10 protein-coding genes are annotated in these 13307 nt (G+C 71.6%); all 10 read right to left on the bottom strand.

The window, feature by feature from the left end; translation table 11 throughout:
• Window positions 1-48 precede the first annotated feature (48 nt).
• Genes ACFY1U_RS26010 through ACFY1U_RS25965 form a run of 10 tightly spaced genes read right to left on the bottom strand, consistent with a single transcriptional unit; the run spans window position 49 to window position 13281 of the window.
• Complete coding sequence (locus ACFY1U_RS26010) at window positions 49-2202, bottom strand: hypothetical protein (RefSeq protein WP_390696545.1); 2154 nt, start codon at window positions 2200-2202, stop codon at window positions 49-51.
• The gene (locus tag ACFY1U_RS26005) at window positions 2202-5981 is read right to left on the bottom strand and encodes a putative baseplate assembly protein (RefSeq protein WP_390696544.1); all 3780 of its coding nucleotides are present in this window, start codon (window positions 5979-5981) and stop codon (window positions 2202-2204) included. Before ACFY1U_RS26005 ends, ACFY1U_RS26010 begins: the two co-directional genes overlap by 1 nt.
• A complete protein-coding gene (locus tag ACFY1U_RS26000) occupies window positions 5978-9094 on the bottom strand; it encodes a putative baseplate assembly protein (RefSeq protein WP_390696543.1) in 3117 nt (1038 codons plus the stop codon). Before ACFY1U_RS26000 ends, ACFY1U_RS26005 begins: the two co-directional genes overlap by 4 nt.
• A complete protein-coding gene (locus ACFY1U_RS25995) occupies window positions 9091-9480 on the bottom strand; it encodes a GPW/gp25 family protein (protein WP_390696542.1) in 390 nt (129 codons plus the stop codon). Before ACFY1U_RS25995 ends, ACFY1U_RS26000 begins: the two co-directional genes overlap by 4 nt.
• Window positions 9477-9812 (bottom strand): hypothetical protein, encoded by a 336-nt coding sequence (locus ACFY1U_RS25990; protein WP_390696541.1) that lies wholly within the window; start codon window positions 9810-9812, stop codon window positions 9477-9479. The genes ACFY1U_RS25995 and ACFY1U_RS25990 overlap by 4 nt, the downstream gene beginning before the upstream one ends.
• Before the next feature lie 21 nt (window positions 9813-9833).
• Window positions 9834-10370: a phage baseplate assembly protein V gene (locus tag ACFY1U_RS25985; RefSeq protein ID WP_390696540.1), complete on the bottom strand. Its 537-nt coding sequence runs from the start codon at window positions 10368-10370 to the stop codon at window positions 9834-9836.
• Between the two features lie 27 nt (window positions 10371-10397).
• Complete coding sequence (locus tag ACFY1U_RS25980; RefSeq protein ID WP_390696539.1) at window positions 10398-11537, bottom strand: hypothetical protein; 1140 nt, start codon at window positions 11535-11537, stop codon at window positions 10398-10400.
• Window positions 11530-11883 (bottom strand): hypothetical protein, encoded by a 354-nt coding sequence (locus tag ACFY1U_RS25975; RefSeq protein WP_390696538.1) that lies wholly within the window; start codon window positions 11881-11883, stop codon window positions 11530-11532. The genes ACFY1U_RS25980 and ACFY1U_RS25975 overlap by 8 nt, the downstream gene beginning before the upstream one ends.
• Before the next feature lie 10 nt (window positions 11884-11893).
• A complete protein-coding gene (locus ACFY1U_RS25970) occupies window positions 11894-12577 on the bottom strand; it encodes a hypothetical protein (protein WP_390696537.1) in 684 nt (227 codons plus the stop codon).
• Window positions 12574-13281, bottom strand: coding sequence for a hypothetical protein (locus ACFY1U_RS25965; protein ID WP_390696536.1), 708 nt, complete (start codon window positions 13279-13281; stop codon window positions 12574-12576). The genes ACFY1U_RS25970 and ACFY1U_RS25965 overlap by 4 nt, the downstream gene beginning before the upstream one ends.
• Between the last annotated feature and the right edge of the window lie 26 nt (window positions 13282-13307).

Below are 13307 nucleotides of genomic sequence, written 5' to 3'. Positions count from 1 at the left end.
GGTCCCCCTGGTTCAGGATTCTGCGGGTGGGTCGTACGGCGGCACTGCTCAGGTCACGAAGAAGATCCCGGCGTCCGCGCCCGCGGGCGTGTACTCCGCGAGCCGCGCCCGCAGACCGTCCTCGCGCTGCGGGCGGTACAGGTCGTGGAAGGCGCCCATCTCGGCCCCGTCGTCCGCGCCCCGCCGGATCTCCTCGGGGCAGGGGTCGGCCAGCTGTCCGTACCAGGGCGTCCCGTAGCGCACGGCGGCGAACAACGGCCGTACGCCCGGGGTGAGATCGGGCTGGCAGCGGTGCCGTCGGGGCGTGCGCGAGCCGGCCGGGACGTACGAGTAGCGCAGGCAGCCGATACCGCGCCGGGCCACGTGCAGCCTGCCGGTGAAGACCGAGTTCTCCGCGATCTCCACCGCGTGGGTGTGGACCTCACCGATGACGGTCGTGCGGTGCACGTGGAGCACGGCGTGGGCGTGGCGGCAGTCCGGGGCGGACAGGGCCTCGCGGTCGTGCCCGGTGGCGTCCAGGATGCTGTCGCGGAGGTGGATGTCGAGGGGGTCCTCGCTCACCTCGTCGCCGATGACCTCGATGGTGCCGAGGACGCTGTGCTCGATCTGCAGGCAGGCGGTGGTGCGGTCCAGGACGATGCTGGGCTCCTCGGGCGAGTGCGGCTCGCACTCGGGCTCCAGCGACCAGCCGGGTACGAGGGTGCTGTGCCGTACGACGACGGCTCCCATCGGCCCGGTGACGTTGATGCCGCGCCCGGCGACCAGCAGCCCGTCGAGGACGATCCGCGGCCGCTCGTGCGGCGCGCAGTCCTCCTGTACGGCACGGATGTTGAGGGCGTCGGGCCGGTTGCTGTACCAGTCGAGCAGCCGGATCACCGGCCGGGTGCCCTCGGCCGCCCGCAGCTCCAGCCGGTCGCCGGGGTCGAGGTCGAAGTCCAGCTGCTCCTGGTGGGCGCCGCTGTGGGTGATCTCGATGATGCCGTCGGGACCGGTGCCGCCAGCCCGCCGGTCGTGCTGCCAGGCCCGGTAGGCGTCCATGATCAGGCGGTACGGCTGTCCCGGGCCGACCCGGTAGAAGGTGGCGTCCGGCCGGTCCACGCGGTCGGGCCGCTCGTACTCGCCGCCGCCCATGTCGGCGCCGTACCCGTAGTGGTAGTCCACCCACACGCCCTGCCGGGGCGCCGACCGCGATCCGAACGCGATCCGCCCGAGCTCCGGGTCGACGGCGATCTGCCCGCGCTTCGGCCGGTAACGCCAGTCGGACAGGTCGGCGACCACGATGTCGGACGGCGGTACGGGCTGGTCCTCGCCGTCGCGCCGGATGACGAAGCTCTTGCCGGGGCCGTAGTAGTCCAGCAGCCGGTCGTGCAGCAGGCGTCGGGTGATGAACGCCGGGACGTTGTCGACGGTGGCGATGTGGGTGGGCGACGGCTCGGGGACCGGCTTGGTGACCAGGGGGCTGTCGTTGCCGAGGATCGAGAAGGTGTACAGGTTGCGGGCGCGGTCGATGCAGTACGCCGGGGAGGAGGTCAGCGAGTACGCCTTGAGCCGCCAGACGAAGAGGGCTACTCCGGCCGGGCTCCAACCGCCCTGTCTGCGCGCGGAGTTGGCGCGGCGGACGTCGACCGTGCGGGCCGTGGTGTCGAAGGGACCGCCCTGGAGGGCGAGCGCCGAGCCGTCGCGGAGGTCGAGGAGGCGGCCCCTGCCGGTGTCCCGGTACAGCTTCACCGACTGGTGGTGGGCGACGAGCCGCGACAGCTCGACGGCGCGGGCGGGATAGCCGGCGACCTGCTCGGAGATCTCCTCCAGCAGGTGCAGCGTGCCCTTGCGGCGCCGGCTCGCGACCGTGGCGGCCACGTCGGCGCGCGGGGCGATCGCCTCCGCGAGGGCCTCCCGGCCGCCCTCGTGCAAGCCGGTGGTGAGGACCCGTTCATAGCCCGGCAGGGTGCGGTAACCGACCAGGTCACCCAGGTACGGCAGCACCCAGGGGGCCGCCGTCTCCACAAAGAGGTCCTCGTAGCCCTGCGCCACGCCGTCGCGGACCCGGTCGAGCTGCTCGGCGATCACGGCGAGGAGCGCACGCAGCGGCTCGCCCTCCTCGGCGTCGCGCAGAAGGTGCCAGCGGGGCAGCAGGGCGGCGAGACCGTCCGGCTCGCGAGAGGTCGCCGGGGCTTCCGTGTCGAACTGCACGTCCGGGGACATCACTTGACCTCCGTGAGAATGAGGGTGTCCGCGGCCCGCGGGGAGAGCAGGGCCAGCTGGGCGGGGCGGATGCCGCGGAAGACGTACACCGACCGGCCTTTCTTCAGGCGCCGGGTGTCGGTGATGTCGGGGTTGAGGCGCAGGAGTTCGGCGAGCGGGATGCCGTGGTCATGGCAGATCTCCGACAACGTCTCGCCGTGCGCGGCCCGTACGGTGTGGACCCTTTCGTCGTACGCCGCCGGATGCGCCGGGACACTCGGCCTGGGCTCCCCCGGATCGGTGAGCAGCGCGGCGAGTTCCGCAGGGGTGACGGAGGCGGGGACGCCGGTGAAGACGTCGACGTCCACATAGTCGACGCCGGGCACGGTGTGGGCCGTGGCGAGGAGGTCGGAGAGCCGGGCGGGCTGCCCCAACTCCCGTCCCTCGTAGCCGAGTCGGCGCAGCAGTGCCGCACGAAGCCGGGGCTCGACGTATTCCCACGCGTGGTCCGGGGCCACCTTCACCTTGGCGGCGACGAGCAGCAGGACCAGTTCGCGCACGTCCACGCGGACGGTCAGGTTGCCGTCGCCGTACTCGGTGAGCGCCCCGCGCAGGGCCCGCAGCGTGTCCGAGTCGCCGTCGAGCGGTACGTCGTCCGTACCCGCGACGGTCACGTGCAGCACGCGCCGCCGCCCGTCGAAGAGTTCGCGCGCGGCGGCCCGTCCGATGCCGGCGCGGGAGCGGGCGAAGTCCTCGTAGTCGGTGGGCGAGACGAGCCGGTCCAGGGCGGAGACGGCGAGGGGGATCGTACGGCGGGTCAGGCCGGGACCGTCGGCGTCCGCGCCGCCCGTCGCCGGGCGGGGGTTGGTGACCGCGGTGACGCCGAGCGGGCGGGTGAGGGGCTGGGTGACGCGGTTCGCCGGGACGTTGGCCGCCTTGCCCGTGCCGAAGCGGTAGCGGGCGTGGACGTTCTCGTGGCCGCTGGGCAGTCGGGCGCCGTGGATGCCGTCGCCGAAGGTGACCGTCGTACGGCCGTCGGAGGCGGTGCCGGTGATGTAGACGCGCTCGCGCGGGCCGCGTCCGGCGAGACTGTCGACCTCGTGCCAGAGGACCCCGTCCACCCGGATCTCCAGCACCGGTGTGGCGCCGAGGGGATTGTCGTCGGCGAGCCAGGTCAGCGGCGACTGCCAGAGCGCGAATGTCTGGTTGACACGGTCCGAGTCACCGCTGCCGATGGCCTCCTCCCGGCTCTCGCCATGGGTGGCCTCGACGACGTTGCCGAGGATGCGGACCGTCTCGCGGCGGTAGCGGTAGGCCAGGTCCGCGGTCAGGGTGAGACGGGTGTGGACACGGTCACCGGGCAGCTGCGGGTCCACGGCGGCATCGGCGGCGGCGATCGTGACGACCTCGTTGGCCACCACCCCGGTCGTCCCGGGGATGTCGCTGCGCTCACCGGTGACGACGAGCAGACGCCCGGGGCGCAGTCCGTCGTACAGCTCGGCGAGTTCCATCTCGTTGCCGTGCACGTCCTCGCCGAGCGGCTCGTCCGCAAGCCGCAGCGGCTCGCCCCCGGCGTACACGGTGGTGTCGCGGATGTGCGACAGCAGCACGTCGAACTCGTCCAGCCAAGGGTCGGCGAGGGTGAGTTCGGTGCCGCGGCCGGTGATGCCGTAGTTGGAGTACGCCGCCGTACGCGCCGCCACGACCTGGGTGGTGACGAACGCGAGCTTGGCGTCGCCGGGTATGCCGTCCGGGGCCCCCTTCGCCGGACGCTGGATCGCGACCCAGCTCCCGACGGTGATGCTCGTGTGCACGCTGTCGAGCTGCAGCACACGGCGGTTGACCGGCGCCGGCTTGCTGGCGATGACGATCTCGACGTTCGGCTCGGTGCTGCCCACCGTGTAGCGCAGGCTCACCTCGTACTCGCCGTGGGTGAACTGCTCGGTGGCGCCCGGCCGCAGGGAGATCTCCTGCGCGGTGCCGTTGTGGACGCCGACGAGGATCAGCCCGTCGTCGCCCGGCCGGGACACCGTCAGGGTGCGGTCGGGGAGGCCGTCGCGGAGGTGGATGCTGACGGCGGGCTCCTGGCCGGAGCCGCTGGAGAGGTCGACATGCCCGGGACCGAGCCCGAAGTTGACATGCTGAGCGAGCGGCAGCGTCACGGCCCGCTGGTCGGAGCTGTTCCCCTCGACATACTGGAACTCCGCCCGCACCGGCACCTTGCCCGCGGTGTCATAGACGACCCGCATCCCGGTCAGCACGGCCCCCGTGAGCGGCCAGTCGGCGGACCGGATGACCCTGCCCTTGTCGTCCTGGACGGGCTTGAGCGGCGCGGTGGAACCGAAGGGGGCGGCGGTGACGCGCATGGCGAGCAGGGCGCGCAGAAGCTGAGCAGATCCAGGGGCAACAGCTCTACGCCAGGCCGGATAGAGGCTGCCGAGGCGAGGGTTGAGGGCGCGGAGAAGGCGGGCGGTATCCGTTCCGGGGAGCTGGGCGCCGGTTCCGGCAGGCGAGGCGGTTGTCTGCGCCCGCAGAGCGGGCAGCACAGCCGCCAGCGCTTGAAAAGCGGCGGCGCGCGAACCCCCCTTCAGGGGCGCGGGGCCGTATTGGATTTGCGGCTTCCGCCGCGCGGGCGCGACCAGCCCAGACGGCGCAGCAGTCGCCCGAAGACCGTCCTCGGCACCCCCTTCGGCGCCCTGCGCAGGTGCCAACTCCAGTGCCCGCTCAGCGAGTTCGTCAAGCACAGCCTGCAGCTGCTCAAACCACGCAGCCACCTCCTCCCAAGGCTCCGCCAGCACCTGCGCCTCGCCGAGCCGGGCAACGGGCTCCGCCAGCACAGCCGCAAGCCCCTCCGGCGTCTTCACCCCGTCCAAAGCCGCCCGCAGCGGAGCCAGAACCTGATCCTCGAAGTCCTCGATCATGCGGCTGACCGGCCGCGGATTGGGCACCTCCGGCGTGGGCGGCTCCTCCCCCGGCTCACCCGGCCCCGCAGGCAGGGCGATCCACCGCCGCACCTCGTCGACGAGTTCCTTCAGCGTCGGCGGCGCGGACCTCGGCAGCGAGACGGCCGTGACGTCCTCGTCCCGGTCGACCCGCACACCCGCGACAGGAAGCAACTTCCGCTCCCCGCCGGCCTGCTCCCCGAACACGAAGAGCAACTGGTCTCCGACCTGCAGGGAATTCGCCGTGCCCTCCACAAACAGCTCGGACCGCCGCTCAAGATCGTCGGGCGTCACCAGGGACGGCCGACGCCTCCGCACCTTCAGCTCGTTGAAGGCCCAACGGGCGCTGAGGTCCCGACTGGTCTCAAAGGTCAACGACTCCTCGTCGGCCGAGGCGGGCACGCTGTGGGCGCGCGCCCCGCGCGGGATCAGCACAGACAGCGCCTCGTCACGCGGATCGCGTTCGAGTGTGTACGCGAGATGGGTGGCGGCGGCCACACCGGGCCGCGGCCGGTGCCCGACCAGCCGCCCCAGCAGCACCAGCGAGCGGTGCTCGTTCGCCGTACGGACATACGCCTCGTCGGCGATCCGCTCCGAGTGGAAGGTCAGCAGGTCACCGAGGACGGCGGCGGCGTCGAGCAGCCCGATCGCCGGGTCGTCCGGGGTGCGGACCGTGAGCCCCTCCAGCGCCGGGTACGCGGGCGAGGCGAGCCGGTCGAGGAGGGCGGTCAGGAACGAGCCGTACGCGCCGACGCGGTAGTCGAGGGCGGTGCGTCCGGGCGCGTTGTGCAGCGGGGCGGGCGCGAGGCGCTCGTCGTGGCCGCCGCAGCCGCAGGTGCACTCATCGGTGGCGGTCATCGGGCCGCACCTCCCAGGGATATCGCCAGCAGGCCGTTCTCCGGCCGGTCCGGGTCGTTGTCGCAGGTGGCGATCTCCAGCGGGCCGAGCCGCAGCACGCCGTCCTCCCTCTCTCCTCGGTCCTGTTCGAACAGCCGGCGCAGCCGGGTGACTTGAACGCTCTCCACTCCCGGTACGGCCGCGGCGACGGCGACCAGACGGCTGAGCCGCACGGGTTCGCCGAAGGTCAGCGCGTCCGGGTGGAAGAACCCGAGCCGCCCGTCGGCGAGGCGGCCGCTGCCGAGCACGCGGTAGAGCTCGGCGAGGATCTGCCCGTGCTGATGGCCGGGCCTGGCGCACACGGTGAGCGCGATGTCGAGCGGTACCAGCCGGGCGGGGCCGACCACGAGGTCGTGGCCGATGCGCCGGTAGGCCTCCAGGGACTGCTCGACCTGCGCGAGCAGCTCGGCCGACGGGTCGGCGCTGCCGTACGCGTCGATCGCGATGTGGGCCTCCTGCACGCTGCCGGTCCAGCGGATCTCGGCGGCGGCGCGCTGCACGCCGGGGAGCTGGGCGGCGAGGGCCGCGTAGTCCTCGGCGGTGACCGCGCGCAGACGGGTGCGGCGCAGGTCGAGCGGCGCCAACTGGCGTGCCTGCTCGACGGGTTCGGGCTCGACGCCGCCGATGGCGGGCAGCGGGTTGCGGACCACGGCGGCCGGCGGCGGTGCGCAGTCGCTCTGGACGACCAGGTGGTTGATGGCCTCCGCGCCGACGTTGCCCGCGATGCCGCCGCCGAGCCGGTAGTGCAGGGCGAGGCGTGCGCCCGGCTTCGGCTTCGCGCCGTGCCGCCCGTCCCCGAAGCGCAGGGCGAGACGGCCGTCGTCCTCCAGCTCGCCGACGAAGTGCCGGTCGCGGGGGCCGCTGTGCAGCAGGTCGCGCCGGGGCAGCCAGGTCAGGTCGCCGTCCTCGACGCGTACGGCGGGCAGGGCGCGGCGCGGGTCCTGGGCGAGCGCAGCGGTCGCGGACCCCCGCAGCACCGGCTCGTCGGGGTGAAGTCCGGCCGCGTACGCCGGGCCCCAGCTGTGCGCGATCTCCCAGGCGATGTGCCCGTCGAGGACGGTGCCCGCGCGGGCCCGGGAGGCGAGGACTGCCACGCGCCGCAGCTTCGTGTCGAGCAACTCGTCGTTGCGGTGCAGGAGTTCACGCAGGGCACGGACGGGATGCGTCCGCAGCTCGAACCGCTCGATGACCTTCAGCCCGTAGATGACGGTGAGTTCGTCGATCTCCTCGTCCCCGAGTCCGTCGCGGTCGCGGGCGCTGCGCCACAGTTCGACGAGCCGCTGCCGGACCGCTCCCGGGATCGCGGCGATCCGCGCGGCCTGCCCGGCGGCCACGGCCTGCGGGTCGGGGAAGGCCACCGCCTGCACGACAGGCGTACGCGACAGGACGGGCCGGAAGCGCGGCGCGATGCCCGGGTAGACGGACTGGGCGAGCAGGGTGCGCAGGGCTGCCGCCTGTTCGTACGCGGTGCCGGGCACCACGCGCTCGTGCCGCTGCCCGGCGCGCTCCAGCCCGATTCCGGCGCGTACGGTCGCCGCCTCGCCGACCACCTCGAAGAGTTCCCGGACGTCGTCGGGTACGAGGGCCTGAGCGCGCTCCGTCTTGTCCGTGAGGGAGTTGATCAACCGAGCGGGGGCGTTGCCCTCCTCGCGGTCGTGGCAGCCGAAGGCGGGAGGGGCGCAGGAGGCGACCACGGCCGGCTCCGGCGGCACGGTGGCCGTCTGCGGGAGTCCGGTGAGGGTGCGGCCGTGGTCGACGAGGACGACGTTGCCGCGGGCCAGGGTCACGTCCTCGACGGGCAGGCATTCGCGGCCGCCGCGGGTGGCGAGACAGAACGGGGTGCGCAGGGCGTCCTCGGCGGCCCAGGTGACCTCCAGGACCGGCTGGTCCTCGATGCGGTCGACGCCCGGGGTGACGGAGGTGAGGCGCACGGCCTGCCGATGGCTCGGGTCCTGGTCACCGGGGGTGCCGGTGCGCGGGCCCTTGACCTCCTCCAGGACCAGCACATCACCGGGACGGAGGGCGAGTCGACGGTCCCGGCAGGTCTCGGGGTCGTCCCACTCGTCGCGCAGGGTGGCCGCGGTGGCGCCCTTCGGCAGGGTGCACACCTCGCCGCCCCAGGTCCACAGACGGATCGCGTTGTGCGCGACCTTCAGCTCCAGCGGGTCGGCGGCGACGACGGGTTCGAAGACCTCGACCGAGCCGCGCTCGTCCAGGTCGCCGAGGTCGTTCTCGTCGATCACCGTTCCCGGTTCGGGCCGGTCGTGCGGGTCGAGGGCGCGGACGTCGACGGAGGCGAAGCGGAAGGTGCCCGGGGCGAGTGTGTGGTCGCCGGCGGTCCGCACGGTGACATAGGCCCGTGCGGTGCAGCCGTCGTGCATCGCGTAGTCGATGAGCCGGACGTGGCGGCGTACGGAGACCCTGCGGCGCGCGGTGTCGAGGTAGGCCTCGGTGGCCACCGCGTCCTGCTGGTAGCTGATCTGGTCGCCGGTGTACGCGAGCAGCTCGACGAGCGTGACGCCCAGGTCGGCGGGGTTGCGCTCGACCCAGTCGGGGGTGGTCAGCGCCAGCCGGTCCAGGAGCAGCTTGCGGATGGTGTCGTAGTCGCGGGCGGTGTAGTCGACGACGGGTGCGGCCGGGAAGCCGTCCGGCTCCGGCTCGTCGTCCTTGCAGTCGAAGGGGGTCGGGCAGTCGGGCCGGAAGGAGAAGGAGGCGCGGTGGTAGCGCTGGTCGAAGCCCCGGAAGGGCTCCGTTCCCGGGCGGCCGTACGGGTCGGTCTCGACGAGCGCGAACACGTACCGCGAGGTGTCGCCGGCCCGGTCGAGGGTGACGTAGAGCCGGTCGTCGAGCTCCGGGTCCTCCTCGCGTTCGACGCTGACGTCGACGGCGGTGATGCCGGTGATGCGGCGGCCGCCGTCGATGCGGACGTTCTCGGGGCCGAGGCCGTGCGGGGCCTTGCCGAGGAAGGTGACGGTGAGCAGCAGCCCGTCGTCACTGGCCTCAACGGCGTCGACTCCGTTGAGCTGCGCGGCTCTCACCTTGGCGCGGCGGGAGGTGGTCGTACCCGTGCTCATGCCGCCCTCCCTTCGAAGACGTCGTCGGTCCGGGCTCCGGTGGCCCGCAGGACGTACGACAGATGGACGCGTACGGCGTTCTCGTCGCTGACGACGTCCAGGGCCACCACGTCGATGAGGTCGCCGAGCCAGCGCTGGAGCGAGGCCTGCACGGAGAGTTCGAGGGTGCTGACCAGTTCCGGGCTGTTGGGCGCGAACACCAGGTCGAGGAGTCCGCAGCCGAAGTCGGGGCGCATGACACGCTCCCCCGGGCTGGTGAACAGCAGCTGCTCGATCAGGCCGTGGATGTGCGCGACGTGTCCCGCGTGCGCGGTGCGGCCGCGGCGGTCGGCGTGGAAGGGGAAGGCGATGTCGGTGCGCGGCTGTCGGCGTGTGGCGCGGCTCATCGGACGGTGACCTTTCGCTGTGCGGCCTGGACCACGGGCGGTCCCTGCGGCACGAAGGCCGCGCTGAAGCACTGGGCCGCGGAGGTGTCGAGCAGCACGGGCGCGCCGTCGACCGTGACCCCGCTGCCGCCGGCGGTCCAGCGGACCGACACGCACGGCGAGGGCAGGCCGGCGACGGTGTGCGGGCAACCGGTGACGACGTAGGTGTGCGCGCCCGTGGCGACGGCGGCGCCCCCGATGCGTACGCCGCCGGAAGGTGTGGTGGCGGCGGTGACCCGGCCGCCGTGCGGGCAGCCGATCACGGCGCTCGCGTCGAGCAGACTCCCGGACAACTTCTCTTCTCCCCCGTGTTGCTAGCGCTTCGACTGAACGGTCAACTGGCCCTGGTTGATGGTGACGTGATCGCCCTGCAGCAGGATTTCGGCGCCCGCGCCGTTCGCGATGACGACGACTTCCTTGGTGATGCGGATATAGGCACCGCCCTGGGCCTGCAGCAGAATCCCCTGCTCGGCGCCCGCGGTGTCGTCCATGACGATCTTGTGCGCGCCCGGTGTCTGCACGACGACCGGTTTGCTGGGCGAGTTCGCCTGCAGCGCGCGCCGCGCGTCGGGCGGCAGCTCTTCGGCAGCCCCGTACCAGCACCCGGTCCACACCGGGAAGCTGGGATCCCCCTGCTCGAACTCCACCCACACACCGGCCCCCGGGGCCGGCACCACGAACTGCCCGGCCTGAGGCCCGGTGAACGGCAGGCAGGGCAGCGCCCAGGTGGACGGCTCGTCACCGAGGACGTCCGGGACCTCGACGGTGATACGGCCGATGCGCAGCGGGTCGTTGTTGTCCACGACCCGGCCGCGGAACTTGCCGAGGTAGCGATTGTTGGGTGCCGCCATGCTGAACTGCTCCTGACTGATGAGGTGTTACGGCCGGACGCGGTCGTCGCGGGCTTCCAGGCCCTCCCTGGAGAGGGTGAAGTTCTGCTGGAAGGACCCCGGCCGCAGGTTGTGCGTGACGGACTTGACGTAGTAGTCGCCGTCGTACGCCCGTCCCGAGCCGCGCACGCCGACCAACTGGCGCGGCTGCAGGATGTATCCGTGCCGGTTGACGTCGAGCGACCCCGACCCGGAGACGACGTCCGCCGACACGGCGGCCCGGGCGAGGAGTTCGGCCTCGGCCTGTTCGCGCTGCTGCTTGGCGGTGCCGGAGAGGGTCTTGCGCTTGAGGGCCGGGGTCGGCCGGCGCCCGAGGGGCGGACGCAGCGGACTGATCGGCGGCTGGGGAAGGAGGGTGGACACGCGGGTCCCCGGATCCTGCCAGCGGGCCTGCGGCTCTTCTCGCGCGGTCCCGTCGTACGCGAAGGTCAGCTGATCGACGGTCGTATTGGCGTCCATGTTGACGTTGAGGGCGTGCTGACGGATGCCGAGACGGACCTCGGGGCCCCAACGGGCGGAGGACTGGCCCGGGTTGGGCCCGGGCTCGAGATAGAAGGTGTAGCCGTTGGCGCGGGCGAGATCGGTGACGTACTGAAGGTCCGTACCGGTCTGGTAGTGCACCCGCAGGTCCTGATGCGGGGGCTGGGCGATCTTCTCGGCGTAGACGTCGGGCCGGATGCCGTAGTCGGAGTAGCGCTGCAGGATCGCGAGCACTCGCTGCGAGGGTGGCAGGTTGGGGTAGCGGGCGGTGCGTTCCTCCAGGTCCATCAGCAGGGTGAGGTCCTCGCCGGTGACGGTGAGGGTGGAGTGGCCGGGCTGGTTGCTCGTCCCGACCTCCTGGCGCACGACGAGCCCGTCGAAGAGGACGTCCTGCGTTCCCCGGACGCTGACGGTGATGACGAGGCGCGTCTTCGGGTCGAAGAACCCCTCGGGCAGCAGCCGCTGGTTGATGATCCCGGTCTTGGTGAGGTCGAAGGCGAGCTGGAACCCGCTCCGCTCCCCCGCGGTGGCGGTGATCTGCGCGGACAGCAGCGCCTCGGTCACCTCGGCCGGCACGGGCTTCACGAGCTTCGGCCCCATGAGGAGCGTGATGTGGACGGGGCCCTGCAACACGGGCTGCTCAGACACGCCGATGTCCTCCGGGCTCGGGAATGTCGACGACCCGCCCGGCCTCGTCGGTCAACTCCCTTGGATCGAGTACGGGGTTGGCGTCGGCGATGCGCCACCACTGGCCGGGGTCGCCGAAGTAGCGCTGGGCGAGCAGATCGGGCCGCTCACCGGCGCCGACGACGTGTTCCCGTGTCTCCTGGGCGTCGAGCGGGGGCAGCAACCGGCGCTTGGCGTAACGGACTTCGGTGCCGTCCTGCTGGACATGGATGCCGATCTCGGCGTCGTGGTAGCGGCTGGTGCGCGGGTACGGGTGGGCGCCCGGTATCGCGCTCAGGGCACTCTCGTAGGACTCGATGTCAGCCATGAGGTTGGGCTCAGCCCCTTCCACTCAGTACGTCGACACCCGGCAGCCCGAGCGCCCCGAGACTCCCGCCGCGGCCCGCAGCGAGCCGCTCCTTCTGCGCGAGATGGGCCATGTAGAGGTCGGCACCGCGATGCCCCGCCGGCAGATCGCTGACGGTGAGGATCTTCATGCCGATGCTCAGCGAGGCCCGAATCGGATTGAGATTCACGTCGAAGGCGGACTCGTTGACGGAGAGCTCGGTGAGCCGCACGGGCATGACCCGCTTGCTCCCCCACGTGAACAGCGTCAACGGCATCTCGATCGGACTGATCTCGATGGTCCCGTTCTGCGCAAGCCGACTGGCGGCGCGGAGCTGGGCGGTGGTGGGCTGCACAAGCATTTCGAGCGCGGCCAGTTGGGGGTGGATCCCGTCGGGTGCCGCGATCTCCAGCTGATCGGTGGCGTCGATCTCGGCGGTGAACTTCCAGGTCTCCTGCGCGGGGCCCTTGAGCCGAAGCGCCTCGTTCCGGTCCCCACTGCCGGTGCCGCCACTGCCCGTGTCACCGCTGTCCCCGGCGGACTGGGGGGCGATGCTGCGCTCCAGGGTGTCGGGGTTGAACTGCAGCACGATAATCCGCTGGGGGATGCCGGTGTCGGGGGCGACGACGACTATTCCGGAGCGGATGGGTTTGGGGATGTCGGCGTAGCGGGTCACAGGCGGGCCTCCAGGCGCTCACGCAGTTCGCGGTAGTCGTGCTGCGGGAAGATTTCCGGGAAGACCTGCAACATGCGCTGAAGGTGACCGACCGTGCCCTGATGACCTCTGCCGCCCAGCGGCATGTCCGTGTAGAGGTACTGCCAACCGTAGGTTCCCTTGGTCAGCAGCAGGGCATCGAGATACTGGCAATATGTGATGTCCATTTTCAAGAAGCCCGATGGATAAGGGTCCCCACCGATGTCCGCGATGTCCTGATACCAGATCTCCAGCGGGCTGGCGTTCGACTGCATCCGAATGAAGGACATCATTCCGGCCCCGGAACGCGGCGTGGTATCGAAGCTACGTAGTTCCGAGAGGAACTGCCGCTGGAAATCCGTCGCGTCGGGCATGGGCGCGGGCCCACCGTCCTGCTCGAATACATCGTAGAAGTGCAGGATCCGGTATTCCCCGTACAGCTCGGGCAGGCCACCGGTGGTCACCCACTGTGCGCCGAGGTCGGTGAAGCGGAGGGCGCAGCGCAGCATGCCCTCGTCCAATTGGACGTCGTCCCAGTCCTCATTGTGTTCGTAGAGAGGCAGCAGATCCTCGAGGGGCTCGGCCAGTTCCACCATGCTTCCGCATCGGGCGTTCAGATACGGACTCTCCCGGATGGCTGCCAGCGCTGCTGCGTGCCGCCGCTCGTTGTCGGTGAGGTCGGTCATACTCGCGGGCCTTTCGTGGATGGTAC

The organism is Streptomyces sp. NPDC001351 (genome assembly GCF_042896045.1).
In the GTDB taxonomy this organism is placed as follows: domain Bacteria; phylum Actinomycetota; class Actinomycetes; order Streptomycetales; family Streptomycetaceae; genus Streptomyces.
This window is presented reverse-complemented; position numbering and strand designations above follow the sequence as displayed.